Source organism: Pseudomonas fluorescens Q2-87 (assembly GCF_000281895.1).
Classification (GTDB): Bacteria; Pseudomonadota; Gammaproteobacteria; order Pseudomonadales; family Pseudomonadaceae; genus Aquipseudomonas; species Aquipseudomonas fluorescens_S.
The window spans coordinates 3720414-3746609 of the sequence record NZ_CM001558.1; the positions used below are offsets into that span (position 1 = coordinate 3720414).

Annotated in this window: 24 protein-coding genes and 2 riboswitches; of the genes, 6 read left to right on the forward strand and 18 right to left on the reverse strand. The window is 62.5% G+C overall.

All coding sequences use genetic code 11. The features are described 5' to 3' along the window. The first annotated feature begins 120 nt into the window (after nt 1-120). Both PFLQ2_RS11425 and PFLQ2_RS11420 read left to right on the forward strand, forming a co-directional pair. The gene (locus tag PFLQ2_RS11425; protein WP_003182802.1) at nt 121-2658 is read left to right on the forward strand and encodes a hybrid sensor histidine kinase/response regulator; all 2538 of its coding nucleotides are present in this window, start codon (nt 121-123) and stop codon (nt 2656-2658) included. A gap of 53 nt (nt 2659-2711) precedes the next feature. After that, on the forward strand, nt 2712-2987 hold the full coding sequence (locus PFLQ2_RS11420; RefSeq protein ID WP_003182808.1) for a peptidylprolyl isomerase: 276 nt from the start codon (nt 2712-2714) through the stop codon (nt 2985-2987). A gap of 150 nt (nt 2988-3137) precedes the next feature. Here the strand turns inward: PFLQ2_RS11420 and PFLQ2_RS11415 are convergent, their stop codons facing one another. The 16 genes from PFLQ2_RS11415 to cobW form a co-directional block, all read right to left on the reverse strand. Then, the gene (locus PFLQ2_RS11415; RefSeq protein WP_003182810.1) at nt 3138-4061 is read right to left on the reverse strand and encodes a sugar kinase; all 924 of its coding nucleotides are present in this window, start codon (nt 4059-4061) and stop codon (nt 3138-3140) included. Nucleotides 4062-4215: 154 nt separating this feature from the next. Beyond that, the gene (locus tag PFLQ2_RS11410; RefSeq protein WP_003182811.1) at nt 4216-5433 is read right to left on the reverse strand and encodes an amino acid deaminase; all 1218 of its coding nucleotides are present in this window, start codon (nt 5431-5433) and stop codon (nt 4216-4218) included. Between the two features lie 41 nt (nt 5434-5474). Next, complete coding sequence (locus PFLQ2_RS11405; RefSeq protein ID WP_003182813.1) at nt 5475-6239, reverse strand: IclR family transcriptional regulator; 765 nt, start codon at nt 6237-6239, stop codon at nt 5475-5477. Nucleotides 6240-6403: 164 nt separating this feature from the next. Further along, nucleotides 6404-6793 (reverse strand): RidA family protein, encoded by a 390-nt coding sequence (locus PFLQ2_RS11400; protein WP_003182814.1) that lies wholly within the window; start codon nt 6791-6793, stop codon nt 6404-6406. A 31-nt stretch (nt 6794-6824) separates the two neighbouring features. Continuing rightward, the gene (locus PFLQ2_RS11395; protein WP_003182816.1) at nt 6825-7631 is read right to left on the reverse strand and encodes an amino acid ABC transporter ATP-binding protein; all 807 of its coding nucleotides are present in this window, start codon (nt 7629-7631) and stop codon (nt 6825-6827) included. Next, on the reverse strand, nt 7628-8290 hold the full coding sequence (locus PFLQ2_RS11390; protein ID WP_003182818.1) for an amino acid ABC transporter permease: 663 nt from the start codon (nt 8288-8290) through the stop codon (nt 7628-7630). Before PFLQ2_RS11390 ends, PFLQ2_RS11395 begins: the two co-directional genes overlap by 4 nt. A 9-nt stretch (nt 8291-8299) precedes the next feature. Next, nucleotides 8300-8962 (reverse strand): amino acid ABC transporter permease, encoded by a 663-nt coding sequence (locus PFLQ2_RS11385; RefSeq protein WP_003182819.1) that lies wholly within the window; start codon nt 8960-8962, stop codon nt 8300-8302. 53 nt (nt 8963-9015) lie between these two features. Next, nucleotides 9016-9864 (reverse strand): transporter substrate-binding domain-containing protein, encoded by an 849-nt coding sequence (locus tag PFLQ2_RS11380; protein WP_003182822.1) that lies wholly within the window; start codon nt 9862-9864, stop codon nt 9016-9018. A gap of 413 nt (nt 9865-10277) precedes the next feature. After that, entirely contained in the window at nt 10278-10619 is a 342-nt protein-coding gene (locus PFLQ2_RS11375) for a hypothetical protein (RefSeq protein WP_050551579.1), read from the reverse strand. Nucleotides 10620-10693: 74 nt separating this feature from the next. After that, on the reverse strand, nt 10694-10975 hold the full coding sequence (locus PFLQ2_RS11370; RefSeq protein WP_003182826.1) for a type II toxin-antitoxin system RelE family toxin: 282 nt from the start codon (nt 10973-10975) through the stop codon (nt 10694-10696). Beyond that, a complete protein-coding gene (locus tag PFLQ2_RS11365; RefSeq protein WP_003182829.1) occupies nt 10965-11213 on the reverse strand; it encodes a type II toxin-antitoxin system Phd/YefM family antitoxin in 249 nt (82 codons plus the stop codon). The genes PFLQ2_RS11370 and PFLQ2_RS11365 overlap by 11 nt, the downstream gene beginning before the upstream one ends. A 65-nt stretch (nt 11214-11278) precedes the next feature. After that, the gene (locus PFLQ2_RS11360) at nt 11279-12925 is read right to left on the reverse strand and encodes a phospholipase D-like domain-containing protein (RefSeq protein ID WP_003182831.1); all 1647 of its coding nucleotides are present in this window, start codon (nt 12923-12925) and stop codon (nt 11279-11281) included. Nucleotides 12926-13130: 205 nt separating this feature from the next. Next, on the reverse strand, nt 13131-13685 hold the full coding sequence (locus PFLQ2_RS11355) for a vWA domain-containing protein (RefSeq protein WP_033046120.1): 555 nt from the start codon (nt 13683-13685) through the stop codon (nt 13131-13133). A gap of 101 nt (nt 13686-13786) precedes the next feature. Beyond that, nucleotides 13787-14788, reverse strand: a complete 1002-nt coding sequence (locus PFLQ2_RS11350) for an ATP-binding protein (RefSeq protein ID WP_003182835.1) — start codon at nt 14786-14788, stop codon at nt 13787-13789. Nucleotides 14789-14962: 174 nt separating this feature from the next. Then, entirely contained in the window at nt 14963-18736 is a 3774-nt protein-coding gene (gene cobN / locus PFLQ2_RS11345; protein ID WP_003182836.1) for a cobaltochelatase subunit CobN, read from the reverse strand. A gap of 3 nt (nt 18737-18739) precedes the next feature. Then, nucleotides 18740-19810, reverse strand: coding sequence for a cobalamin biosynthesis protein CobW (gene cobW, locus PFLQ2_RS11340; protein ID WP_003182838.1), 1071 nt, complete (start codon nt 19808-19810; stop codon nt 18740-18742). A 98-nt stretch (nt 19811-19908) separates the two neighbouring features. Beyond that, a riboswitch (cobalamin riboswitch) is annotated at nt 19909-20122 on the reverse strand. A gap of 371 nt (nt 20123-20493) precedes the next feature. Beyond that, nucleotides 20494-20716: riboswitch (cobalamin riboswitch) on the forward strand. 101 nt (nt 20717-20817) lie between these two features. On the opposite strand from cobW, the gene PFLQ2_RS11335 reads away from it, so the two are divergent. From PFLQ2_RS11335 to cobM, 4 genes are all read left to right on the forward strand, one after another. Then, entirely contained in the window at nt 20818-21009 is a 192-nt protein-coding gene (locus PFLQ2_RS11335) for a CbtB domain-containing protein (RefSeq protein WP_003182840.1), read from the forward strand. A gap of 11 nt (nt 21010-21020) precedes the next feature. After that, a complete protein-coding gene (locus tag PFLQ2_RS11330; protein ID WP_003182843.1) occupies nt 21021-21716 on the forward strand; it encodes a CbtA family protein in 696 nt (231 codons plus the stop codon). After that, on the forward strand, nt 21713-22117 hold the full coding sequence (locus tag PFLQ2_RS11325; RefSeq protein ID WP_003182845.1) for a cobalamin biosynthesis protein: 405 nt from the start codon (nt 21713-21715) through the stop codon (nt 22115-22117). Before PFLQ2_RS11330 ends, PFLQ2_RS11325 begins: the two co-directional genes overlap by 4 nt. 78 nt (nt 22118-22195) lie before the next feature. Next, nucleotides 22196-22942, forward strand: coding sequence for a precorrin-4 C(11)-methyltransferase (gene cobM, locus PFLQ2_RS11320; RefSeq protein ID WP_003182848.1), 747 nt, complete (start codon nt 22196-22198; stop codon nt 22940-22942). A 167-nt stretch (nt 22943-23109) separates the two neighbouring features. Here the strand turns inward: cobM and nfuA are convergent, their stop codons facing one another. After that, nucleotides 23110-23694, reverse strand: a complete 585-nt coding sequence (gene nfuA / locus PFLQ2_RS11315) for a Fe-S biogenesis protein NfuA (protein ID WP_003182850.1) — start codon at nt 23692-23694, stop codon at nt 23110-23112. 117 nt (nt 23695-23811) lie between these two features. After that, entirely contained in the window at nt 23812-26103 is a 2292-nt protein-coding gene (locus tag PFLQ2_RS11310) for a fatty acid cis/trans isomerase (RefSeq protein ID WP_003182851.1), read from the reverse strand. Between the last annotated feature and the right edge of the window lie 93 nt (nt 26104-26196).

Here is a 26196-nt window from a genome sequence, read left to right on the forward strand (position 1 = left end):
CCGCGAGACATCAATGAAACAAGCCGACCCGAGTATGGAAAACCTCACACCAGCCCGCGCTTACCTTATCCAGAGGATAGTAGACGCCATAGCACCGACATGATTTCCAGGGATTTTGTAATGAATGCAACACCCAACGGCAGCGAAACACAGCGTCTGCTTGACCGCCTGGACTGGGCCTCCACACCGCTGGGCGCTGCCGATACCTGGCCGCAGAGCCTGCGAACCGCCGTGGACATCGTGTTTCACTCGCCCATGCCGATGGCCTTGCTGTGGGGCGCCGAGCTGTCCCACCTCTACAACGACGCCTTCGCCCGACTGGCCGGCGACAAGCACCCGCGGGCGTTCGGCCAGCCGACCCATACGGCGTGGCCCGAACTCAGGGGCGTGACCGAGGCGATCTATCACCGCGTGTTGCAGGGCCAGACCCATAGCAGTCGCGATCAACGATGGCGCGTGCCATTCGCCGGTCGCCTCTGCGACGTTTGGCTGGACCTGACCTACAGCCCGGTGCGCGACGAAAGCGGCGCCGTCGCCGGGATTCTGATCACGGCCATCGAGACCAGCGAGCGACGACGCCTGGCCCTGGAATTCGAGCGACGTTCCGAGGCCAGCCTCAAGGCCCAGCAGGAAAGCGAGGAACGGCTGCAACTGGCCTTGGCGGCCGCCGATGCACTGGGCACCTGGGATTGGGACATCAGCGAAGACCGATTCATCGCCGACACGCATTTCGCCCTGTTGCATGGCGTCGACCCGAATCTGTCGCGCCAGTTGCCCATCAGCGCCTACCTCGAAGGCGTCCACCCCGAAGACCGGGCCATGGTTGCCCGCAGCATCAAGCATTGCATTACCCACGGCACCGAATATGCCGAGGAATACCGGCTGTTGCAGCCCGACAGTGAAATGCGCTGGGTTTACGTGCGCGGGCGTTGCTACAAGGATCGGCACGGCCGGCCCAAGCGTTTCCTCGGCGCGGCCCTGGACCTGACCGAACGCAAGCGCACCGAGCAGGCCCTGCGCCAGAGCCAGACCGAACTGCAATTGATCATCAATGCCATGCCAATCCTGATCAGCTACGTGGACCGCGACCAGCGGTTCCGGCTGAACAACAGTGCCTACCTGGACTGGTACGGCCTGACCCCGCAGGAGCTCTACGGCAAGACCATTCGCGAGGTGCTGGGCGAAGAAGCCTACGCGGCCCGCGCCGCGCAGATCGCCGGGGCGCTGGCGGGCAAGCCGTGCAGCTTCGCCATACAGTCGGCCCACCGCGACGGACGTCCGCGCCACGCGCTGACCAACTACCTGCCGCGCCGGGGATCGGACGGGGCGGTGAACGGTTTCTACATCTTTGTCATCGATGAGACCGAGCGCAAGAAAACCGAGGAAGCGTTGCGCAACCTCAACGAAACACTGGAAGAGCGGGTCATCGCCCGTACCCAGCAACTGGCCGAGGCCAACCACCGGCTGCAAAGCGAGATGTTCGAACGCGAACGCGCCGAAGAAGCCCTGCGCCACGCCCAGAAGATGGAAGCCGTGGGCCAGCTCACCGGCGGCATCGCCCACGACTTCAACAACATGCTCACCGGCATTCTGGGCAGCCTCGACCTGATCCAGCGCTATATCGCCAATGGCCGCGCCGACGAGATCGGCCGTTTCACCGAGGCGGCGGTGTCCTCGGCCAACCGCGCCGCAGCCCTGACCCATCGGCTGCTGGCTTTTTCTCGCCGCCAATCCCTGGATCGCAAACCGCTGGACGGCAACGAGCTGGTGCACTCACTCGAAGACCTGCTCAGGCGCACCACCGGGGAACACATTGTGTTGCGCCTGCAATTGGCCAATGAGCTGTGGCCGGTCAGCACCGATGCCAGCCAGTTGGAAAACGCCCTGCTCAACCTGGTCATCAACGCCCGGGACGCCATGCCAGACGGCGGCGAATTGGTGATCGAGACCGCGAACGTCTACCTCGACGGCAGCGATATCAGCACCCTGGAGCCGGTCAAGGCCGGCGACTACGTGATGATTGCCGTCAGCGACAACGGCAGCGGCATGACGCCGTCGGTGCTGGCCAAGGCCTTCGATCCGTTCTTTACCACCAAGCCCATCGGCCAGGGCACCGGCCTGGGGCTGTCGATGATCTACGGGTTCGCCCAGCAGTCCGGCGGTCATTTGCACCTGGACAGCGTGCCGGGACAGGGCACCCGGGTGCAGTTGTATCTGCCACGGTTGCACGTTACGCCCGCTGAGCCAGCGACAACGCCAGGCAAGCTCGAGGTACCGGCGGCAATCGCCGGGGAAACGGTCCTGCTGGTGGAAGACGAGCCCGCGGTGCGCATGCTGGTGCTGGATCTGTTGAACACCCTCGGCTACACCGCCCTGGAAGCCCAGGACGCCAAGACGGCGCTGCCAATGCTCGAATCAGGCCGGCGTATCGACCTGTTGGTGACCGATGTCGGCTTGCCGGGCATGAACGGCCGGCAACTGGCGGAGATCGCTCGCCAGCACCGGCCAGGCCTCAAAGTCCTGTTCATGACCGGTTATGCGCAGAAAGCCGCTGAACGGGAGGCGTTCCTGGAACAGGGCATGGACATGGTCGCCAAGCCTTTCACCCTGGATCTGCTGGCGAACAAGATTCGACGGATGATCAACCATGGCAGCTGACTTGAGGCATAATCGCCGCCCCGCTGCCCTCCACCGCTCAGGTCGCCGCTGCAATGAAAGCCCAAGCCCGCCATATCCTGGTGAAAACCGCCGAAGAAGCCGAACAGCTCAAGCAACGCATCGCCAAGGGCGAAGCCTTCGATGTGTTGGCCAAGAAATACTCCACCTGCCCCTCCGGCAAACGCGGCGGTGACTTGGGCGAAGTGCGACCGGGGCAGATGGTCGGCGTGATCGATGCGGTGATTTTCAAGAAGCCGCTGCGGGTCGTGCATGGGCCGATCAAGAGCAAGTTTGGCTATCACCTGGTGCAGGTGTTTTATCGGGATTGAACGATGGTGCGCTGACAACACTGATTTATGTGGCGAGGGAGCTTGCTCCCGCTGGCCTGCGAAGCAGGCCCCAACAAACAGAAACGGCTGCTGCGCAGCCGAGCGGGAGCAAGCTCCCTCGCCACAGGACACACCCAATTTCCGGTGTAGTCAGTCCTTGGGCATCAACGCCCCCGGCACCTGGATCACCCGGCTCGCCAGCCAGTGCCCCGCCTCGGCCGCCTCCCGCGGACTGCCGCCCAGCAAGCGACTCGCCAGGTACGCAGCGCTGAAAGAGTCTCCCGCCGCCGTGGTGTCCACCACGCGTTCGACCCGCTGGGCGGGGACCTCATAGAACTTGCCATCGCAACGAATCAGACACGCCTGCGCGCCGCGCTTGAGCACTACTTCCGGGGTGCCTAACTGCCCATAAGCAGTAAATACCGCGTCAACATCGGCATACCCGAACAACGCCTGCTCATCCTCCACCGTCAGCAGCGCCAGTTCCACATAAGGCAGGACACTGCGATAGGCCGCGCGGGCAGCTTCGACGCTGGCCCAAAGCCTGGGCCGGTAGTTGTTGTCAAACACCACCTGCGCCCCGCGCCGACGCGCTTCGATCAGGGTTTCGATGAGCCTGGCGCGCCCCTGTTCGCCAAGCACCGCCAGGGTGATGCCGCTGAAATACAGCATGTCGTAATCCGGCAGCGCCGCGAGGATCGGTCCGGCGGCCGCCGTGGTAAAGCATTCGCGCACCGCCGCCTCGTTGCGCCAGTACAGGAACCGCCGCTCGCCCGCCGCATCGGTCTGGATGCAGTACAACCCCGGCAAGCGCCCAGGCAAACGCTGGACCCGTTCCAGGCCGATATTCTCCGCGGCCCACGCCTGGCACATGGCGTCACTGAAACTGTCGTCGCCCAGGGCCGTGACGTAATCCACCGAGCCCTTGTCACCCAAGGCGCGGGACAGGTACACGGCGGTGTTCAGGGTATCGCCGCCGAAGCTCTGTTGCAGGCTGCCGTCGGCGCGTTGTTGCAGTTCGATCATGCATTCGCCGATCAGGGCGATGCGGGGTTTTGGGTTGGGTGTACTCATGGATGATCCTGATGTTCCGGTGGTGTCTTACAGGCCGCCTTCGCGAGCAAGCCCGCTCCCACAGGGGATTTTTGGCGAACACAAACTCTGCGTTCACGCCCGTCCACATGTGGGAGCGGGCTTGCTCGCGAAAGCCGCGACTCGGTCTCAAGCCCTAGAAGCAAGTCTCCATGCTCTCCACCACCCGCAACCTCTCATCCACCAGGCACCCCACCCGCCATTTGTCGAACGTCAGGCACGGATGCGAAGTACCGAACGAAATGATATCGCCCACGCGCAACTCAACCCCCGGCGCCACGGTCATGAACGCATGCTGGTCCATCACCGCCGTCACCTGGCACTTGCTCACGTCGTCACCGGCCACCGAATCCGAGCCAGGCTTGTAACGCTTGAGCGGCACCGGCAACCCAGCGTCGTAGGCCACGTCGCGCTTGCCCAGGGCGATCACCGCGAAGCCAGGCTCCGGCAGCGATTGCACGTGGGCCCAGACTTCCAGGGCCGGGCGCAGGCCTTCGTGCAGGTCGCTACGGCGCTCCAGCACGCAGCACTGGGCTTCTTTGTAGATGCCATGGTCGTGGGCGACATAGCTGCCCGGGCGCAGCACGCTGAGGAAACGTCCGTGGGCATTCTGGACTTCGAAGGACTCGGCGATCAGGTCGTACCAGGCCGAGCCCGAGGCGGTAATGATCGGTTTATCGATGGCGAACGCGCCGCTGTCCTGCAACTGCACCGCCAGCCGCACCAAGGACGCGGCGAAGGCGCGGATACCGCTGACGGCATGATCACCGTGAATCACCCCTTCGTAACCTTCGATACCGGTCAGCGCCAGCGCCGGCTGGCTGCGGATCGCCTCGGCCAGGGCCAGCACTTCGGCTTCAGTCCGGCAACCGCAACGCCCGCCGAGCACACCGTATTCGATCATCACGTTCAGCTTCACGCCACGAGCGGCAAAAAAAGCGCCCAGGTCAGCGACGTTGTCCGGATGGTCGACCATGCAGTGAAATTCGAACGCCGGATCCACCAGCAAATCGGCGATCAGCGCCATGTTCGGCGCTCCCACCAGTTGGTTCGCCATCAACACCCGGCGTACCCCGTGGGCGTACGCGGCGCGGGTCTGCACGGCAGTGGCAAGGGTCAGGCCCCAGGCGCCGGCATCGAGTTGGCGGCGAAACAATGCGGGGGTCATGCTGGTCTTGCCGTGGGGCGCCAGTTCGGCGCCGCTGCCTGTGACGAAGGCCTGCATCCAGCGAATGTTGTGCTCCAGCGCCTCGCGGTGCAGCACCAGAGCCGGCAAGCTGACGTCCTTCAGCAGGTGGGCGCCGGTGATGGCGGCGCCCTTCTCGACGGCGGCATTAAGAATGGCAGAAGACATGTTCGAACTCCTTGCAGACGGCCGCTGGCAGCCGTTGCTGTCTATTCATTGATGCGACGGGCCAGGTTGTTGGCGCTTTCGATCAGCACCCGGCGGTAGTCGGCGTAATTGTTCTTGGCGTCGGCCCGGGGGGCGACAATGCATAAGGTCGCGATGGCCACGCCGTTGGGGTCTTTGACCGGTGCGGCGAAGCAGTGGGTGAAGGTGTCGGCGACACTGTCGAAAGAGAAAAAACCGTCGAGGCCGGCCTGGCGGATTTCCTTGAGGAATTGTTCCAGGGGCAGGCGCTCGCCGTCCGGCAGGATGAAGTCGTCGGGGTCAATCAAGTCGACGATCTGCTGGTCGCTCAAATGCGCCAGCAACAGGCGACCGGACGCCGTCCACGGGATCGGCGCGTTCTCGCCAATGTCCGATGAGATGCGGAAATGCCGCTCGCCTTCCTTCATCAGCGCCACGGTATATTTGCGCCCGTTGAGCAGGCACATCTGCGCGGTTTCCCGGGTCTGGCTGACGATTTCCTGCAGGGCGTGATCGGCCTCGCGGCTCAGGTCGAAATGCCGCAAGTGTGCCTGGCCGAGGAAATACAATTGTCGCCCAAGGTAGACGTGGCCGTCCTTGCCGACCGGTTCCAGGATGCGCCGCTCAAGCAGCGACGCGACCAGTTCGTAGACCGTGGACTTGGGGCTGCCGATGCCGCTGGCGATATCGTTCGGGCGCAGCGGCTGGCCGATTTCCTTGAGAAAATCGAGGATATCGAACGCCCGATCCAGTCCTCGGGCCCGGCGTTTGATGGTGTCTTCGGTCATGTCTTGGATTCCTGAAATTTCGCTTATAGTCGCATGTATCTTTACCGTGGCGAGGGAGCTTGCTCCCGCTCGGCTGCGCAGCAGTCGCAAGAGATAGGCCTGCTACGCAGGCCAGCGGGAGCAAGCTCCCTCGCCACGGAAGCGAATTCGCCAGATGATCTGGTTCAGGCCTTTTTCTTGTAGGCCACGCAATCGATCTCGACCTTGCAATCAACCATCATGCTGGCCTGCACGCAGGCCCGGGCCGGGGCGTGTTCGGGGCTGAAGTATTCGCCGAAGACCTTGTTGAAACTCCAGAAATCCCGCGGGTCATCCAACCACACGCCGCAACGCACCACATCCTTGAGGTCGTAACCGGCCTCCTCGAGAATCGCGATGAGGTTCTTCATGGTCTGGTGCGTCTGTTCGACGATCCCGCCGACAATAATTTCGCCGTTCAGTGCCGGTACCTGGCCGGACACATGCAACCAGCCATCGGCCTCCACGGCGCGGGCGAAGGGCCGTGGCTGACCGCCGCCTGCGGTGCTGCCGGTGCCGTAGCGCGTAATGCTCATGGGTGTTTCTCCTTGCTTGTCTGAAATTGAATTAAAAGCGGGTGTTCTTGAGAAATTCCGCCAGGCGCGGCGACTGCGGCCGCTCGAACAGTTCCTTCGGTGGCCCCTGCTCTTCGATGCGCCCTTGGTTCATGAATACGATCTTGTCGGAGACCTCGAAGGCAAAGCGCATTTCATGGGTCACCAACAGCATGGTCATGCCATCCTCGGCCAGGCCCTTGATCACGTTCAGCACTTCGCCCACCAGTTCCGGGTCCAGGGCCGAGGTGACTTCGTCGAACAGCATCAGGCTGGGATTCATGGCAATTGCGCGGGCAATCGCCACACGTTGCTGCTGGCCGCCGGACAACTGGCCGGGAAAGTGATCGCGCCGCTCCAGCAGGCCGACCCGCTCCAGCCACTTCTCGGCCAGGGCCACCGCTTCGTCCTTGGGCAGTTTTTTCACCTTGAGCAGGCCCAGGGTGACGTTCTGCAACGCAGTCAAGTGAGGGAACAGATTGAACTGCTGGAACGCCATGCCGGTCATGGCCCGGTGCCGGGCAATGACTTTCTCGGGGTGACGCACGCGTTTGCCGCCAATGTCGTCGTAGCCGATGGATTCACCGTCGAGCACGATCTGGCCGCCCTGGAACTCTTCCAGCATGTTCACGCAACGCAGCAGCGTGGTCTTGCCCGAACCGCTGGAGCCGATCAGCGTGACCACGTTGCCGCGCTGCATGCTCAAGTCCACACCCTTGAGTACTTCCAGCGGGCCGTATTGTTTGCGCAGGCCGCGAATGTCCAGCAGCGGTTGGGTATTGGAGAGCTTTGTATTGGAGAGCTTCGAAACGTCAGTCATGGCATCGCCACCCGCTTTTCAATGTGCCGCCCGAGCAATTCGATGGCGTAATTGATGATGAAAAAGAGAAAACCGGCGAACAGGTAAAACTCCAGGGTCATGAAGGTCCTGGCGATGATCTGTTGGGTGCTGAGCAGCAGTTCGGCGACGCCGATCACCGACAGTAGGGTCGAGGCCTTGACGATCTCGGTGGAAGAATTGACCCAGGTCGGCAAGATCTGTCGCAGTGCCTGGGGCAACAACACATAACCCAGCGCCTGGAAGAACGTCAGGCCGATCGCCTGGCTGGCTTCCATCTGCCCTCGCGGCAACGCCTGCAAGGCACCGCGCACGATCTCGGCCACGTGGGAGCCGCAAAACAGCGTCAGGCCCAGCACGCCGGCCTGGAATGCACCGATCTTCCAGCCCAGGGCCGGGGCCATGTAGAAGCAGGCGAGCACCAGCACGAACACCGGCGTGCCGCGAATCAGGTCGACGTAGAAACGAAACGGTGCGCGCATCCAGACGCGGCCGTAAGTCAGTACCAAGCCGGCCACCAGGCCGATCAAGGTGCCGAGCAAAATGGCCAGCACCGAACATTGCACGCTGGTGAGAAAACCGGCCCACAAGGTGTCCCGGGCGACCCACAACTCATGCAACCAACTAGGGGATTCGTACATGGGTAGCTCCTAACGGCGGATCGCCAGGCGCTGCTCGAAATACCGCAGCAGCATGGCAATGAGGTAACAGGCCGCGACATACAGGGCCGTGGTCACCAGCCAGGTCTCGATCACCCGGTAGCTCTCCACGTTGATCTTGCGCGCGTAATAGGTCAGCTCCGGCACGGCAATCGCCGCCGCCAGTGAGGTGTCCTTGAACAGCGAAATGAAGTTGTTCGACAGCGCCGGCAGCACATTGCGCAGCATCACCGGCACGGTGACGTAGGCTTTCACCTGCCACTCGCCCAGACCGATGGCCAAGCCCGCCTCCCGCTGGCCCTTGTGGATGCTCATCAACCCGCCGCGAAAAACTTCAGTCAAATAGGCGCCGGCGTAAAGCGAGAGGGTAATGACGAACGACGGCAGCTTGTCCAGGCGAATGCCCAGGCTCGGCAAGGCGAAGTAGATCAATAGAATCAACACCAGGATCGGTGTATTGCGGATCACCGTGACATACACCGAGGCCAGCACCCGCAGGACGCGATGCTTGCTCAGCAGCGCGAACGCCATCGCCAGGCCGATCACGCAACCGATGGCGATTGACACCAGCGCCAGGGAAAGCCCCAGCCCGAGCCCCGCCAGCAAGGTGTCGAAATCGCGCCAGACGGCGGCAAAGTTCAACTGATAATTCATGGTCGGCACTACCTTCATCGGGGCGCCTGGAGTGGCGCCCCGGGCTCACAGGGTCATTTGAATTCAACAGGGAAACCGATCGCCGGCGACGGCAGCTCGACGCCGAACCATTGCTTGAACGACGCGGCATACGTCGGGAATTCCACGCCGGTCATGGCTTCATGCAAGGTGGTATTGACGAAGTTCAGCCAGTCCTGGTCGCCGCGCTTGACTGCGCAGGCGTAGGTTTGCGGGCTCCAGGCATAGGCCGGGCTGCGATAGCGGCCGGGGTTCTGCACCATCAGGTATTTGACCGAGGATTGGTCAGTGGCGGCGGCATCGGCGCGCCCGGAGTTCACCGCCTGGTACATCAAGTCAACGCTGTCGTATTGGTCGACCTTGGCCTTGGGCAAGGCCTGATGCACCAACTCCTCGGCATACACGTTCTGCAGCACCGCCACGGTCACGCCGTCGCCGCCGGCCTTGAGGTCTTCGATTTCCTTGTACTTGCTGTTGGCCGGCAACAACAGGCCCACCCCTTCGCGGTAGTACGGCAAGGTGAACGCCACTTGCTGGGCGCGGCTGGCGGTGACGGTGATGAACTGGCAGCTCATGTCGACCTTGTCGGTCAGCAGGTTGGGAATCCGCGCGTCGGAAGACTGCACCACGAACTCGACTTTTTCCGGGTCATTGAACAGGCCTTTGGCGACCATCCGTGCGATGTCGATATCGAAGCCCTGCAACTTGCCATCCGCTCCCTGGAAGTGCCACGGCGCGTTGGTACTGCCCGTGCCCACAATCAATTTCCCACGTTGCAGCACGCTGTCCAGCTTGCTGTCTGCCGCCTGAGCGACACCCACGGCAGCCGTCGTGGCCGCAAAGAGAAAAACACACGCTTTGAACAAGGAAGGTCGGCGTTGCATGGCAAGCACTCCAGGATGGGTTTATTCCGCTATACCGGAACACGGTATGTAACAACGGAATAGACAGCAGAAAGTGTGCCACAGGCTGGGGGCGTATGGGTGAGGAAAATGGAAAGTGAGGGAAATCAGCGGGATGGGGAAATCAGCACGATTGAAGACGGCTTGAGGACGTACCGCGATTGCTACCGTTGGCCACGGCGCACGGGTAGCAGGGCCCCAAACCGGCGCCAGGCTGAACGCCCACAGCACGGAAAAGAAGCAGGTGAATCAGGAGCAATGGGATTGAAAACCTGTGGGAGCGGGCTTGCTCGCGAATACGGTGGGTCAGTCGATAATGCTGTTAATGAAATACCGCATTCGCGAGCAAGCCCGCTCCCACAGTTTGTTCGGCGGTGGTTCTGAAAGTGTGTGCGCTATTTACGCTTGTAACTCTTGCTGCCGCCCGGCGTGAGGCAATAAACCCCACCCCGGGGGCCGACGCAGTAATCGCCGCTGCCGCACTGGCAACCGTCGGAAGATTTGAGTAACGACTGCGGCCGAGCCTCATTGCGCAGCCCCAGCACGGCAGAACAGGATTTCTTCGAAGCACTGATGGAGCCGTCATTGCACAGGAAGGTATCGCCGTCACACCCGGCAATACCGCCCTTGCGCCCGGAACACGGTTGATTGGCGGCGATGGCTGAAGTCGACAAGACCAAAAGCAAAATTGCGACGCTGATGCGAAGTGGAGCGAACATTCCGTGACAGAGGCTCATGACAGCTTCCCGGCTGATAGGTGGCCTCATGATATCACCAGGCAAGTTTTGCAAACATAGCCGGAAAATGGGAATTACCGCTTGGCTGCCTCATCATAGACCTGCCCGCGCTCCCGTTTACCCACCGCGATCACCGTGACGACCAGCACCTCATCGACCACACGATAAACCAATCGATACCCAGCATTGCGCAGCTTGATTTTATAGGCATTGCCCAACCCATGTAGGCGGTCGGCGTGGACATGCGGGTTCACCAGTCGCTCTTCAAGCTTCTTTTTGAACTGCTCTCTCAGAGTAGCTCCCAGCTTTTGCCATTCCTTCCATGCTTTATCAGAAAACTCCAACTCATAGGTCATCAAGGGAAACCTTGATCGTTGGATCATTTTCACGCTCGCGGCAGAGAGCGACCAATTCCATATCTTCAAGCCGGTCCATCATTGCTTCATATTCTTTGGCAGGGACGCAATAGAAAGCCGGCTCATTGCGGTTGAGGATCGCTACGGACAATCCTCCACCAGCGGCAACGGTGCCCATCGGATTTTTCTTGAGCTCAGAAATGCTTGCTACAACTTGAGAAAGCACGATATGTGTCATGGAATAAACCTTGAATACTTTTAATAGTGCTAAAAATAGCACTCCGAAACACCCCTTACCACTCCTCAGCGCCCGCAAAACCTAACCCTGGACAACATCCGCAAATCCCCCTCGCGGTAATAGTCGTCGCTCCAGCTGTCATCCACCGCCAGGGGCTTGACCTGTTTGAGCGCGAGTTTTTTCGCGAAGTAGCGGAAGCGGTAGTGCTCATAGAAACGCAGCAGTTCCAGCCCGTAGCGGTCGGCCAGGTCGGTGTCGCCCTGGATGATGAGGTAGTTTTCATCGTTGCCGCTGCTGGCGGCGGCGCTCAGGTTATGACTGCCGCTGATGATGGTCGGTGTGTCGCTGGTGAAGTCCGTGACGATGGCCTTGGTATGCACCAGCAGGTTGCCCTTCTGGCCTTTCATGTTTTCCTTGAGCCAACCTTCCAGGCCGGTGTTGAGCAGCGCGGTGGCCGCGAATTCGGCGGTGCGGTCGGCATGGAAGCCGGTGATGCGGCTCTTGGTGTTTTGCAGGCCGTAGCGCAGCACGTCGTCATTGGGTTGCCCGAGCACGGCATCGAGGATCCGGTCGGGCAAGACGAATGCAGTGACGAACAACAGGTCCTTTCGAGCTGCGTTGATGATCTCGACGAAGCGGTCCAGGTCGCCCTCCCCGGTACGCGGCGAGAACCCGGCAAACAGGGCTTTCGTCGGTGCCATGGGGTTGTTCAGGGTCAGCCATTGGCGAATGCCATCGACGTCTTGTGGTGCGGCCCAGATTTGCTCGAACACTTGGCGATAGCTATCGCTGACCTGCGGATCGTCCAGCACGTGGACAACGTTGGCTTGGCGGTAAACACCGTTGGCGGTGAAGTTGGTACTGCCGCACAGCACCGCCTGCGGTTGTAACGCGCCACTGCCATCGACCTTGCTCAGCACGATGAATTTGTCGTGGAAAATGTTGTGGGTGACCCGCCCACGCTGGTTGGCCGCCGGCAGTTTTTCGAGGCTGGCTTCGTTGCGCAGCGTGGTGTCGTCGCCCGGCTCGGCATGGTAGAGCACGCGGACCTGTGCGCCGCGCGCATGAGCGGCGTTGACTGCGTCGATAATCACCGGCAATTCGTATTCATAGATGGCGACGTCCAGAGCCCAGGTGGCGTCCAGCGCCCGATCGATGAAGCCGATCAAACGCCCCAGCAAGCCATTTTCCAGCCAGCGACGCGGGGCGTCGGGCCAGTCATCGATGGAGAGGTTTTTGTTGGCGCTTATCAACGCATCCACTTCAGGAAACTTGCGCTGGAAAGCCTGGCTGGCAGCGACGGCTCGATTGAAGATCACCCGCTGGCTGGCCGGCTGTCCGTCATCACTGGTAACCGTGACCTCCAATGACTCACCCAACTGCGGCGCATCAGGGCTGCCGTAGGCCAGGTGTACGCGGTAGTGCATCGTTATGCCGGGGTTCACGGCGTAATCGGCCCAACGAAATTTCTGCAAGGGCGCCTTGTCGCTGGGTGTGGCGTGGAACTGGGGAAAGGTGTGGGCCTTGTCGGGAAAGGTCAGGCTGTTGAAGAGGAACAGCCAGGGTTTGTCGCCCTGTTGCTTCTCGATGGCGAAACCCAGCAGGCCCTTGCGCCGGGACTCGGCCAGGTCCATGGCGAGCAGCACGCCATTGGTGCCGGCATAGGCCTTGACCCGAAAATCGTCTTGGGCGTTGGTGACGAGTACGCGCATGGTTCACTCCTGTGAGGGGCTGCCTGAGCATAGAGCAGTGATGCCGAACAAGTGGGCAGATGCGGGACCGAGGTGATGCCTTCGCGAGCAAGCCCGCTCCCACATGAGATCCGCTGCGACACAAATTCAGTGGACGCCTCATAACACGTGTGGGAGCGGGCTTGCTCGCGAAGAGGTCCTTCCAGACGCCGCACATTCAAAACTATTACATTTGATCAATATGCCAATACTCCGCCTGCAGCTGCCCCGCCAACTGCCGCGCCCGGCCCAGGCGGATCGGGCCGCGCTCGATGTCGATCAACAGGCACGGGCAATCCAGGGATGGCAGAGCCCGTCCCTCTTTCACCCGCCCATCAGTCATCACCAATACCCGCTGCTGCTCCACCGGGAAGCGCTTGCGCCGGGCCGTCAACCAGCGCCCGGCCTCACTCAGCGCTGCGAGCAACGGCGTACCGCCACCGGCACCGAGCCCATCCAGCCAATCCCGCAGCCCGGCAGAAGCCTTGAGCCCTTGTACCTGCCAGTTCGGGAGCGTGCCGCTGGCCGTCAACAGCGCCAAGCGGGCCCGTTGCCGGTAGGCGTCGTCGAACAATTGCGCCAGCAGGCCCTTGCCCTCACTCAAGGCTTGATGACGCCGGGTCGAGGCCGAGGCGTCGACGATCACCAGCCACAGCTCATGGGGGGAGCGACAGCGATTGTGAAACCGCAGGTCCTCATGCAGGCGTGGACGCCCCTTGAGCAACGTGCCCGGCCAATTCACCGCACCGCTGGCGGCGGCTTTGCTGCGGCCCTGGCGGCCCTGATCGAGGCGTCCGGCGCGGGGTCTGGCATTCGCCCCCGCAACTGAACGAGGGCGAATGCCTAGGGCTTTTTTGGCCAGCTCGGCACTTCACGTCGGGCGCCGGTCGGCAATGCCCGGGCCGGCAAATCGCCCCACTGGCCTTGGCCTTCATCGGGCCGACTGGTTTCATTGGCACCCGCCTGCGGTGCCTGGGACGGTGCCGGCGCAGTATGCCCGCGGCGTCGGTGACGCAAGGCAAACTCGGCGACCGCATCGATGTCTTCAGCGGCGATGGATTGCGCACCGCGCCACGCGGCATGGGCTCGGGCCGCTCGCAGCCAGACCAAGTCGGCACGCAAGCCATCGACGCCGGCGGCAAAGCAGCGCTCGGTAATGTGCGCCAGGGTCGAATCGTCCAGGGCAATTGCGGCCAAGCGGTTGCGGGCCTGTTGGCAGCGCTCGCGCAACTGCTGCTGGGCCGTTTCCCACTCCACGCAAAACGCCATCGGATCGCTGTCGAAATCCAACCGTCGGCGGATGATCTGCCCGCGTTCAAGCGGCGCAGTGTGGCCGTCGAGGGCCACGTTCAAACCGAAACGGTCAAGCAACTGCGGGCGCAGCTCGCCCTCTTCCGGGTTCATGGTGCCGATCAGTACAAAGCGCGCCGGATGCCGGTGGGAAATGCCGTCACGCTCGATCAGGTTGGTGCCGCTGGCGGCCACGTCCAGCAGCAGGTCCACCAGATGATCGGGCAACAGGTTCACTTCATCGACGTACAACACGCCGCCGTCGGCCTTGGCCAGCACGCCGGGAGAGAACTGCGCGCGCCCTTCCCCCAAGGCAGCGTCCAGGTCGAGGGTGCCCACCAGGCGTTCTTCGGTGGCGCCCAGGGGCAAGGTAACGAACTGACCGCTGGCCAAGAGATCCGCCAGGCCTCGAGCCAACGTCGACTTGGCCATACCGCGCGGACCTTCGATCAGCACACCGCCGATTTTCGGATCGATCGCGGCCAGGCACAGGGCGAGCTTCAAGTCATCGGCGCCGACCACGGCGGAGAGGGGGAAATGGGGGGTGTGGGTCATGTCGAATGCCTAATGAATGTGCGAGGTTCCCCGGTGGCGAGGGAGCTTGCTCCCGCTGGGGCGCGAAGCGGCCCCCAGAACTTGAGGTCCCAGTGCCCCTTCAGAATGACGACTGCTGCGCAGCCGAGCGGGAGCAAGCTCCCTCGCCACAAGTGCACGGCTCCTGTCCGCATTTCAACCATCCTCTTCGATGTCCAACAACAAATTCTCCAACGCCTCGCGATACTCACCCGGCGCCTGCCACATCCCTCGCTGCTGCGCTTCGAGCATGCGTTCGGTCATGTCCCGCAGGGCGTCGGGGTTGTGCTGGCGGACGAACTCGCGAGTATCCGCATCGAGCAGGTACGCATCGGCCAGCAAGGCGTACTGATGATCGTCGATCAACTGCGTGGTCGCGTCGAAGGCGAACAGATTGTCCACCGTCGCCGCCAGTTCGAACGCGCCTTTGTAGCCATGACGCTTCACGCCCTCAATCCACTTCGGATTGGCCGCTCGGGCACGGATAACGCGATTGAGCTCTTCTTTCAGGCTGCGGATTTTCGGCAGGTCCGGCTGGCTGTGATCGCCATGGTAACTGGCCGCTGCTTCACCGCTGAGGGTCTCTACCGCCGCCAGCATACCGCCCTGGAATTGGTAGTAATCATTGGAATCGAGCAAGTCGTGCTCGCGATTATCCTGATTCTGCACCACCGCTTGCACCTGGCTCAGGCGCCGGGAAAACTGCTCTCGTGCGGCGGTGCCTTCATCGCTGCCGCCGTAAGCGTAGCCGCCCCAGTTCAGGTACACCTCGGCCAGGTCTTCGCGACTCTGCCAGAGGCGGCCGTCGATCGCGCCCTGCACGCCTGCGCCATAGGCGCCCGGCTTGGCACCGAAAATCCGCCAGCCGGCCTGTCGCGCAGCGGCTTCCGGCTCCAGGCCCGACGCCAGCAGCGCTTCGCGTTCGCCACGCACCTTCGCCGCCAAGGGATTCATGTCGTCCGGTTCCTGCAAATCGGCGACGGCCTGCACGGCAGCATCGAACAGCCGGATCAGGTTGGCGAAGGCATCCCGGAAGAACCCGGATACCCGCAACGTGACATCGACCCGCGGCCGGTCCAGCAGGCTCAACGGCAGGATCTCGAAATCGTCGACCCGCTGGCTGCCCGTGGCCCATACCGGACGCACGCCCATCAGTGCCATCGCCTGGGCAATATCATCGCCGCCGGTGCGCATGGTGGCGGTGCCCCAGACTGACAGGCCGAGCTGGCGCAGGTGATCGCCGTGGTCCTGCAAGTGCCGCTCGAGGATCAGGTTCGCCGATTGAAAACCGATGCGCCACGCCGTGGTGGTGGGCAGGTTGCGCACGTCCACCGAGAAAAAATTGCGTCCGGTGGGCAGCACATCCAGGCGCCCGCGGCTCGGCGCGCCACTGGGGCCAGCCGGCACGAAGCGCCCGCCCAGCGCATCGAGCAAGCCGCGCATCTCAGCCGGACCACAGGCGTCCAAGCGCGGCGCCACGACGGTGCGCAGGTTGTCGATGATGCTGCCCACCGTCTCCCAGCCCGGCGCGTCAAGTTGCGGCACCTCATCGCTGAGCGCTTGCTCGATCAACCGCGCGGCGAACAACTCCAGACGCTCGCGGGTATCGCCGGCAGTGCGCCAAGGCTCGTCGCTGATTCGGCGCAAGGCCTCGGGACAGTCTGCGGCCCAAGGTTCGGCCAATGCGCAATCCAGCGGATCGAAACCCAGCCCGAACGCCTTGGCCAACGCTCGCAGCAGGCTCGATTGCGCGCCCTTGCCATCGCCACGGGGAATGCGCAACAACGCCAGCAAGGTGTCGATGCGCAGCCGTCCGTTGGGCGATTCGCCGAAAATGTGCAGGCCATCGCGGATCTGCGACTCCTTCAAATCGCACAGGTAGGTGTCCAGGCGCGGCAGCCAGATCGCCGCGTCGGCGTCGCTATTGAGGGCGGCGTCGAGTTGCAACTCGCGGTCGATGTGCGTCTCGCGCACCAGGTTGAGGATGTCCCGTTGCAGCTCTCGGGCACGGCGCGGATCGAGCAATTGCGCCTCGTAATATTCGTCCGCCAACAGTTCGAGGTTACGCAGCGGCCCGTAGGTTTCGGCGCGGGTCAGCGGCGGCATCAGGTGGTCGATAATCACCGCCTGGGTGCGGCGCTTGGCCTGGGCGCCCTCGCCCGGGTCGTTGACGATGAACGGATAGATGTTCGGCAGCGGTCCCAGCAGCGCGTCCGGCCAGCAATTTTCCGACAGCCCGACGCCCTTGCCCGGCAGCCATTCGAGGTTGCCATGCTTGCCGACGTGGATGACTGCATGGGCGCCATAGGTGTTGCGCAACCAGAAATAGAACGCCAGATAACCGTGGGGCGGGACCAGGTCCGGGTCGTGGTACACCGCACTCGGATCGACTTGATAACCCCGGGCCGGCTGGATCCCGACGAATGTCAGGCCCAGGCGCAGGCCGGCGACCATCAGGCGGCCGTCACGGAACATGGGATCTTTCTCGGCCCCCCCCCAGCGTTCGAGCACCGCTTGGCGGTTGCCCTCGGGCAGCGCGTCGAACATGGCCTGGTAGGCTTCCAGGGCCAGGCTCTGGTGACACGGCCGCAGGTCGAGGCTGTCCAGGTCGTTGCTGACCCCGCCGAGCAATTGCTGGATCAACGCGGTGCCGCTCCCAGGCAATTCAGCCGGCAGTAGATAGCCCTCGGTCTGCATGGCGCGCAGGATATTCAGCGCCGCCGCCGGGGTATCCAGGCCAACGCCGTTGCCGATGCGCCCGTCCCGGGTCGGGTAGTTGGCGAGGATCAGCGCCACACGCTTTTCGGCGTTGGGCAAACGCGCCAACGTGGTCCAGCGCCGCGCCAGTTCGGCGACAAAATCCATGCGTTCCGGCACGGCCCGGTAGCAGACCACATCGCTCTGGCTGCGCTCGCTGCGCCAGGCCAGGTCCTTGAAGCTGATGGGCCGACTGATGATCCGCCCGTCCAGCTCCGGCAAGGCAATGTGCATCGCCAGGTCCCGCGGTCCCAAGCCTTGTTCGCTGGCACGCCAGCCCGGTTCGTTGTCCTGGGCGCAGATCGCCTGGATCACCGGGATGTCGCGGCGAAACGGCCGCAGGTGCGGGGCTTCCGGGCTGGACTGGGCGAAGCCGGTGGTGTTGAGGATCACCCCGGCTGCGACTTCATCCAGCCAATCTTCGACCAAGGCTAGGCAACCGGGCTCCTTGAGGCTGGCCACGGCAATCGGCAGCGGATTGAGCCCCGCCGCTTGCAGCCGCTGGCAGAACACATCGACGAACGCGGTGTTCGCCGCTTGCAAGTGCGAGCGATAGAACAGCACCGCCGCCACCGGTTGTTCGGCCTGCCAGTCGGCTTGCCAATCGCCAAGGCTGGCGTTGGTTTTCCCCGGGTGGTAGATCGCTGTGCGCGGCAGCGTTTGCGGCTCGGCCCAGGCGTAATCGCGGCCAAACCATTGGCTGCCCACATTGTGAAACAGGTCCAGGGCATTGCCCAACCCACCCTGACGCAGAAACTGCCAGAGCCGGTCGCGGTCCTCGAAGGGCACGTTGCTCAGGTCGCTGAGTTCCGGGTCGGGACGATCGTCCCCCGGTATCAGGATCAGCTTCACGCCACGCCCGGCCAGTTCCATCAGGCGTTCAATGCCGTAGCGCCAATAACCGATGCCGCCATGCAGTGACAACAGAATGACCTTGGCATGACGCAGCACGTCGTCGAAGTACAGGTCCACCGAGGCGTGGTTTTGCACTTGCATCGGGTTGGCGAGGCGAAATTCCGGATAGTCACCAGGCAACTGCTTGGCCGCCTCGGCCAGCAGCGCCAGGCTGGAATCGCCGCTGCACAGGATCACCAGCTCGGCGGGGGTTTGCCCCAGGTCGGCTATGTTGTCATCCGACACGAAACCGCCGGGCTGGGTCCTGAGCAGGTGCATGGCTTAGGCGCTGAGGGCGGCGCGCAGTTGCGCTTCAAGCAACGCGGCGTCCAGCGCCTGGCCGATCAGCACCAGGCGGGTCACTCGTGCTTCCTCGGCGCCCCACTGACGGTCGAAATGCTTGTCAAAGCGCGTGCCGACACCCTGGATCAACAGGCGCATCGGCTTGTTCGGGATCGCCGCGAAACCCTTGACCCGCAACACGCCGTGCTGGACCACCAGTTGCGTCAGCGCGTCCAGTAACTGGCTTTCGTCGGCCTGGGGCAGTTCGATGGAAATCGAATCGAAAGCGTCATGGTCATGGTCATGGTCGTCATCGTCGCCGTCATGGTGATGATCGTGATGGCTGTGGCGACCGTCGATGTGTTCTTCGGAGCCGGCGCCCAGACCGATCAGCACGTCCAGCGGCAGGCGACCGCTGCTGGCTTCGATGACCTTGACCGCCGGTGGCAGCTCTTCGGCGACTTCCAGGCGTACTTTCGCCAGGTCTTCAGGGCTGATCAGGTCGGCTTTGTTGAGGATCACCAGGTCGGCGCTCGCCAGCTGATCGGCGAACAATTCATGCAGCGGTGATTCATGGTCCAGGTTCGGATCGAGTTTGCGCTGGGCATCGACCTGGTCGGGGAACGCAGCGAAGGTGCCGGCGGCCACGGCCGGACTGTCGACCACGGTGATCACCGCATCGACCGTGCAGGCGCTACGGATTTCCGGCCATTGGAAGGCCTGGACCAGCGGCTTGGGCAGGGCCAGGCCGGAGGTTTCGATCAGGATGTGGTCGAGGTCGCCGCGCCGCGCTACCAGCTCGCGCATCACCGGGAAGAACTCTTCCTGCACCGTGCAACACAGGCAACCGTTGGCCAGCTCGTAGACACGACCGTTGGCCTCTTCTTCGGTGCAACCGATGGAGCACTGCTTGAGGATCTCGCCGTCGATGCCCAGCTCGCCGAATTCGTTGACGATGACGGCGATACGCCGGCCCTGGGCATTGTCGAGCATGTGCCGCAGCAAGGTGGTTTTACCCGAGCCGAGGAAACCGGTAACGATGGTGACGGGGAGCTTGGCCAGTGTTTTCATCGGATGCCCTTTGGCAAGGTGGCGGGCAAACGGGACGACAACCGCTGGCACAGGCGTGCGCGGAAGATTTCGCCACCGGATCACCCCGCCCGGTTGTAGTGAGAATCTGTCTCGAGGCAGGTCTCCTGGCTGACGGTGGGCCAGTCGTTCGACTGGCAATCGCTGCGCCTTCCCGTGCGCCTTTTGAAAAGGACTAGCACAGTGGCCTTGCAGAAACCTCACCGTTCACAGTTGCGGGGGCAGCCGCGGCTTGGACCGCGTTCCCTTCTTAGCTTCGGCGCAGGCCGAAGAACCTCGAAGGCGCAAGGCTACGCAGGGTGTGGGTGCGGGTCAATCTCCAGAGGGTTCTTCGGTGCCAGTGCTGCCGCTTTCGCGAGCAAGCCCGCTCCCACATTGGATCTACGTTGGCCTCAAATTTTGGATTCGGCAACGATCCCATGTGGGAGCGGGCTTGCTCGCGAAGGGCACAACTCGGTTTGAGCCTGTGAACCCATGCCAATTGACGCCCCGCCCTCGCCCATGCTCTCCTGTGCATGGTTTGCGTAGCGGGTTCTGTTAGCTCAAATTCGGATGCCGGAAGTCCATAGCCAAGGCGCTGTGACGAGTCATAGCCCGCTATGGCGAGGAACAGCAACGCAGGATATGGATTTCTGGCGCCGAAGTTGGGCTAACAGAACCCGCTACACAAACCACTTGTTACGGGTGCCCTTCACAGGGTGAAACGGGAAACCGGTGAATCGTGTGCTTTACTCCAAGGCCACGTCAGTCCGGTGCTGCCCCCGCAACGGTAAGCGAGCGAAGCGTCTGAACCACTGTGTCCCAGGACATGGGAAGGAGACGCTTGCAGGCCAGGCGCAAGCCCCGCCCCTCGCGAGCCCGGAGACCGGCCCATGACTCATGCATCAACAAACCCGCGGTGGGCGGGCGCTGTTCGAACCCTGGGTGTTCATCGCCCGGGTTTTCATTGCGCTCCAATCACCCGCTGAACGAGAACAGAGGGAAGCGCCATGTCGACCATCATCAGCAGCACCGCCCGCTCCACCAGCAGCACCACTACCCTGAGCCAACGCCTGAGTGCGGCGATCCTTGCTTCGATCCTGGGCGCCGGGCTGGTCTATTTCGCTGGTTTCTCCCATATCGAAGCCGTGCACAACGCCGCCCACGACACCCGTCACAGCGCCGCCTTTCCGTGCCATTGAGGCCTGACGACATGATCAAGCGTATCGCCCGGACCGCAGGCTTCAGCGGATTGCTGGCCGCCCTGCTGCTGACCCTGCTGCAAAGTTTCTGGGTATCGCCGCTGATTCTCCAGGCCGAGACCTTTGAGAAGGCCCCGACGGCCGAAGTCCATGAACACGCCGACGGCGCTGCCCACACCCATGATGCCGAGGCCTGGGAGCCGCAGGACGGCTGGCAGCGCGTGCTGTCCACCACGGGCGGCAACCTGGTGGTCGCGGTGGGTTTCGCGCTGATGCTGGCGGGCCTGTACACCTTGCGTGCGCCGACTCGCACCTCCCAAGGCTTGCTCTGGGGACTGGCCGGTTATGCCACGTTCGTGCTGGCGCCAACCCTTGGTCTTCCACCGGAACTGCCCGGCACCGCCGCGGCGGACCTGGCCCAACGGCAAATGTGGTGGATCGGTACCGCGGCGTCTACGGCAGTGGGCATCGCCCTGATCGCCTTCGGCAGGCACTGGCTGCTCAAGCTGCTGGGCCTGGCGACATTGCTGGTGCCCCATGTCATCGGCGCACCACAGCCGGAAGTCCACTCGACGCTCGCCCCCGAAGCCCTTGAAAGTCAGTTCAAGATCGCCTCGCAAGTGACCAACGCCGCGTTCTGGCTGGCCTTGGGCGTTATCAGCGCCTGGCTGTTCCGCCGTCACGGCCAAACCCATCACGACGCATGAGCATCGGCCCAATGCTGGTGGCCGGCCTGGGCTGCCAGCGCGGCAGTCCGGTCAGTGCGCTGCGGGCATTGCTCGACCAAACGCTGCTGGCCCATGGCATTGCGCTGGCGCAGGTGCAGGCCCTGGCCAGTATCGACCTCAAGCGTGACGAACCGGCCCTGCTGGAATTGGCCAGCCAACTGGCACTGCCGCTGATTTGTTTCAGTGTCGAGCAGTTGAGTGCCTATCAAGAGCGCCTCAGTCACCGCTCCGAGATCGCCTTCCAGCGCACCGGCTGCCATGGCATCGCCGAAAGCGCCTCCCTGGCCCTGGCCGATCAGATGGGCGCGATGCCCGCAACGTTGCTGGTTACTCGACAGAAAGCCCTTAAGGTGACGCTGGCATTGGCGCAAGTCTGGTAATTCCCGATAATTCGTCCCTCAGGATCATGAGCGCTGTTCATTTGAACGATGCTCAATCACCCGCTACAGGAACCGGTCATGACCGTTTACTTCATCGGCGCCGGCCCCGGCGACCCGGAACTGATTACCGTCAAAGGCCAGCGGCTGATTCGCAGCTGCTCGGTGATTATCTACGCCGGCTCCCTGGTGCCGGCTGCCGTGCTTGAGGGCCATTGCGCTGAACAGGTGATCAACAGCGCCGAGCTGCACCTGGAACAAATTATCGAATTGATCAATAACGCGCATCGCAAAGGCCTGGACGTGGCCCGGGTGCATTCCGGCGACCCGAGCCTGTACGGCGCCATCGGCGAGCAGATTCGTTGCCTGCGGGAGCTGGATATCCCTTTCGAGATCATCCCGGGCGTGACCGCAACCTCAGCCTGCGCCGCCCTGCTCGGTGCGGAATTGACCCTGCCGGACATTTCCCAAAGCCTGATCCTCACCCGCTACGCCGACAAGACTGCGATGCCCGTCGGAGAAGAACTGAACAGTCTGGCGCAACATGGGGCGACCATGGCGATTCACCTGGGGGTCAATCATCTTGAAAAAATCGTCGATGAATTGCTGCCCCACTACGGCGTGGATTGTCCGATTGCAGTGATTCACCGGGCGACATGGCCCGATCAGGATTGGGTGATGGGAACGCTGGCTGATATTGCCGCGAAGGTACAGGTCAAGGGGTTTCGCCGAACGGCGTTGATCCTGGTGGGGCGTGTACTGGGTAATGATGTATTCAGCGAATCATCGCTGTACCGAGCCGGGCATGCGCATCTCTACAGACCCTGACTCGATCTGACGGATGCTCAAGTAATTGTGGCGAGGGAGCTTGCTCCCGCTGGTCCGCAAAGCGGACCCCCAGCAACCCACGCGCTCATCACGAAAAGCACATCGGTTGCCTTGCGATTGCTTCGCAATCGAGCGGGAGCAAGCTCCCTCGCCACAGCGAACACCTATCAGTAGTAGGCGTTTTCTTTCTGCGTATGGTCGGTCACGTCGCGCACGCCCTTGAGCTCCGGGATGCGTTCGAGCAAGGTGCGCTCGATGCCTTCCTTGAGAGTCACGTCGGCCTGGCCGCAGCCCTGGCAGCCGCCGCCGAACTGGAGCACGGCGATGCCGTCTTCCACCACGTCGATCAGCGAAACCTGGCCGCCGTGGCTGGCCAGCCCCGGGTTGATTTCGGTTTGCAGGTAATAATTGATGCGCTCGTTGACCGGGCTGTCGGCGTTGACCATCGGCACCTTGGCGTTCGGGGCCTTGATGGTCAGCTGGCCGCCCATGCGGTCGGTGGCGTAGTCGACGACGGCATCGTCCAGGAACGCTTCGCTGAACGAGTCGATATACGCGGTGAAGCTCTTGAGCCCCAGCGCGGTGTCTTCGGGTTTCTCTTCCCCCGGCTTGCAGTAGGCAATGCACGTCTCGGCGTATTGGGTGCCGGGCTGGGTGATGAAGATGCGGATCCCGATACCCGGGGTGTTCTGCTTGGACAGCAGGTCGGCCAGGTAATCGTGGGCGGCATCGGTAATCGTAATGGCGGTCATGGGAACTCCTCGCAGGCTTGCCGGCAGTTTACGCCAATCATCGCGCCGGACAAAGTCCTAGTATTTTTGTCGGGAAAGCAGCCGACGGCGGCGCAGGGTCGCCGCCGGACTTTCCGATCAGAGGTTCTGATAACGATTCATATCCAGCACACCGGCTTCCAGCGGCTCTGTCTCCCGGATGTACTGGCTCAGATCATGAAAGTACTGCCAGAACTGCGGATGGCTGCGACGAATCCCCCAACGCTCGACAATCCGCTCGAACGCCGGCGCATCCTGAGCGCTCTCCATGGCATCGACGAACGCCGGCACTTGCCCCGCCGCAATATTGAAAATGAAATTGGGGTAGCTGCTGAGCACGCCCGGGTAGACCGTCAGAGTGTCCAGCCCCGGCTGGTAGCGCATTTCCTCGCCCAGCAGGAACGCCACGTTGCTGTGGGCACGGTTGCGCAGCAGGCTATAGATTTCACGGTGGCCGCCGGCAGTCTCGACGCGCAGCAGGGTCGCTTCCGGCAGTTGGTCGATCACCTTGAGCCCCGCCGCCGGACGCGACACCAGGCGACTGAGGGCCTGCTCGGCGTTTTGCAGCATCGGATCGATGTTGGGCCGCGAACAATAAGCACCGTCGCAGCGGTTGATCGGATCCGGGCGCGCATTCAAGTCGCCATAACGGGCCAGCAATTGCTGGGCGAAATCACGCTTGGGGTCGTGTTCGTCAAGCTTGAGCGCGGTCGGCTTGTCATCGTCGATGGCCTCGTAGTCGAGCCACATTTTCACTTTGCCGCCGGCCTGGTACCAGTCGTCGAGGTAGCCTTCCCGGGAGTCGGCGGGCATCAGGCGCAGGAAGTTCTGCTCGGCACCGTTGCGGATCAAATCGAAATACAACCGGGTCTGCGCTTGGTGGGACACGTTGCCGAACACATCGAAGTTCACCGCCAATTGATAATAAGTACGCTCCAACAGTGGAAAATCGAACAACCACATCGTTTGCGGCACCTCTCCGATCAGGCCTTTGGTCACCGAGGCGCTATCGAAATGCCGGAAGATGCTCAGCAGCGCATTGTCGTTACCAGCCCATAGCGTCGACCAACTGGGGGCCGGCGCATCGGCATAGCTGTCGCGGCGCAAGGCTTCGTATGCGTTGCGCTTGTCCCGATAATCGAGCCACAGGCTGACAACGCTGCCCACATCATCGTTCTGCCCCGGCATCGCCAGCAGCGGCGTGGCCTGGCCTCGGTAGTTCGGGTCGGTGATGTACAGATCGTGTTCCGGGGCCTGGAACAGCGCCCAGAAGTTGTCGCGGATCACGTCCGTGGCGATCTGGCCCCGGCACACCGGCCCTCGGATGAAGGTGCGCACGAAATACTCGGCATTGTCGAGCATGAACTGGTAGCGGGCCTGGGCCGGGATCGCTTCGAAGGTGGAGAACGGGTTCGCTCGCCGCTCCGGCCCGTAGCCTGGCAATGCATCGACCTGCCAGTTGCCGCTGTAGAACAGGCTCTTGATCCGCGCCATCTTGGCCGCGCTCAAGCCGTAAGTGATGTGGGTCTTGTGCACAATCACTCCTTGTACCGGCCACAGCCGATAATAGATGCGCGTGCCAGGGTCGTCGTTGGGGCGGCGGGTATTGATCAGGTCGATGGGCTGGCCAGTGGGCGTGCGCGAACGCACCCACTGGAAAAAATGTCCTGGCTCGCCGTCCTTGAAATAGATATGGGCCAGGAACCAATGCTCGAATAACCAGCGGCCCACCAGGCTCTGCCGGGCACCCGGCGCATTAAGCAGGTTTTCCCATTGCACCACTTGCAAGGCTTCGGCGGCGCTCGGGGCCAGGGCTTGCTGATCGATGGGGGCGCCTGCAGCCAGCCAGCGCTGGAGGGTCTGATATTGCTGATCGGTTAGGCCCGTGACAGCCAGGGGCATGCCTTCTTTCGGGTGCACCACAGCGTACTCATCGAATTGCCCTGGCATTGGGCAACTGTTGTCACGGTTGAGCCCAAGCATGATGTCTTCCGGCAACTTGGCGTTGGGCTGCAGCGGCGCACGGTGTCCGAGTTCCAACATCCGCGCCATCAATGCCGCCTGGCTGCCTTGGGCGTCGAGCACCGAATAGAAGCCCTTCTGTTGCCAGGCGCGCTGACCGGTGGCGTCGTAGAACAAGCGGGTCGGAGCGGCCGCCTCGCGCCGCTCGCCGTCATACACCGAGAGCTTGCTCGCGCCCCGCGCCACACCTTCACCGCTGCCCAGGTTCAGTTGGCAGGCAGAGTCGTAGCAGGCATGGCACGCCACGCATTTTTCCGTGAAGATCGGCTGAATGTCGCGGGTATAGGAAATCGCCGGAGTGGAATTCCCGGCGGCTGCGCTAAAAGACAACGACAGCAGGAGACTGCCGAATAAGACGCGGTACGGCATGTCTCGGGTTCCAGAGCGATAATCCGGCGATTCTACCGGGCCAGCATCGCCTTGCAAACATGAGCGATATTCATGCAAAAGGCAGTCATGATC

Bases quoted from the DNA above. Each gene is read 5' to 3' on its own strand.
- PFLQ2_RS11425 (WP_003182802.1), top strand. From the start codon at position 121: ATGAATGCAACACCCAACGGCAGCGAAACACAGCGTCTGCTTGACCGC.
- PFLQ2_RS11420 (WP_003182808.1), top strand. From the start codon at position 2,712: ATGAAAGCCCAAGCCCGCCATATCCTGGTGAAAACCGCCGAAGAAGCC.
- PFLQ2_RS11415 (WP_003182810.1), bottom strand. From the start codon at position 4,061: ATGAGTACACCCAACCCAAAACCCCGCATCGCCCTGATCGGCGAATGC.
- PFLQ2_RS11410 (WP_003182811.1), bottom strand. From the start codon at position 5,433: ATGTCTTCTGCCATTCTTAATGCCGCCGTCGAGAAGGGCGCCGCCATC.
- PFLQ2_RS11405 (WP_003182813.1), bottom strand. From the start codon at position 6,239: ATGACCGAAGACACCATCAAACGCCGGGCCCGAGGACTGGATCGGGCG.
- PFLQ2_RS11400 (WP_003182814.1), bottom strand. From the start codon at position 6,793: ATGAGCATTACGCGCTACGGCACCGGCAGCACCGCAGGCGGCGGTCAG.
- PFLQ2_RS11395 (WP_003182816.1), bottom strand. From the start codon at position 7,631: ATGACTGACGTTTCGAAGCTCTCCAATACAAAGCTCTCCAATACCCAA.
- PFLQ2_RS11390 (WP_003182818.1), bottom strand. From the start codon at position 8,290: ATGTACGAATCCCCTAGTTGGTTGCATGAGTTGTGGGTCGCCCGGGAC.
- PFLQ2_RS11385 (WP_003182819.1), bottom strand. From the start codon at position 8,962: ATGAATTATCAGTTGAACTTTGCCGCCGTCTGGCGCGATTTCGACACC.
- PFLQ2_RS11380 (WP_003182822.1), bottom strand. From the start codon at position 9,864: ATGCAACGCCGACCTTCCTTGTTCAAAGCGTGTGTTTTTCTCTTTGCG.
- PFLQ2_RS11375 (WP_050551579.1), bottom strand. From the start codon at position 10,619: ATGAGCCTCTGTCACGGAATGTTCGCTCCACTTCGCATCAGCGTCGCA.
- PFLQ2_RS11370 (WP_003182826.1), bottom strand. From the start codon at position 10,975: ATGACCTATGAGTTGGAGTTTTCTGATAAAGCATGGAAGGAATGGCAA.
- PFLQ2_RS11365 (WP_003182829.1), bottom strand. From the start codon at position 11,213: ATGACACATATCGTGCTTTCTCAAGTTGTAGCAAGCATTTCTGAGCTC.
- PFLQ2_RS11360 (WP_003182831.1), bottom strand. From the start codon at position 12,925: ATGCGCGTACTCGTCACCAACGCCCAAGACGATTTTCGGGTCAAGGCC.
- PFLQ2_RS11350 (WP_003182835.1), bottom strand. From the start codon at position 14,788: ATGACCCACACCCCCCATTTCCCCCTCTCCGCCGTGGTCGGCGCCGAT.
- cobN (WP_003182836.1), bottom strand. From the start codon at position 18,736: ATGCACCTGCTCAGGACCCAGCCCGGCGGTTTCGTGTCGGATGACAAC.
- cobW (WP_003182838.1), bottom strand. From the start codon at position 19,810: ATGAAAACACTGGCCAAGCTCCCCGTCACCATCGTTACCGGTTTCCTC.
- PFLQ2_RS11335 (WP_003182840.1), top strand. From the start codon at position 20,818: ATGTCGACCATCATCAGCAGCACCGCCCGCTCCACCAGCAGCACCACT.
- PFLQ2_RS11330 (WP_003182843.1), top strand. From the start codon at position 21,021: ATGATCAAGCGTATCGCCCGGACCGCAGGCTTCAGCGGATTGCTGGCC.
- PFLQ2_RS11325 (WP_003182845.1), top strand. From the start codon at position 21,713: ATGAGCATCGGCCCAATGCTGGTGGCCGGCCTGGGCTGCCAGCGCGGC.
- cobM (WP_003182848.1), top strand. From the start codon at position 22,196: ATGACCGTTTACTTCATCGGCGCCGGCCCCGGCGACCCGGAACTGATT.
- nfuA (WP_003182850.1), bottom strand. From the start codon at position 23,694: ATGACCGCCATTACGATTACCGATGCCGCCCACGATTACCTGGCCGAC.
- PFLQ2_RS11310 (WP_003182851.1), bottom strand. From the start codon at position 26,103: ATGCCGTACCGCGTCTTATTCGGCAGTCTCCTGCTGTCGTTGTCTTTT.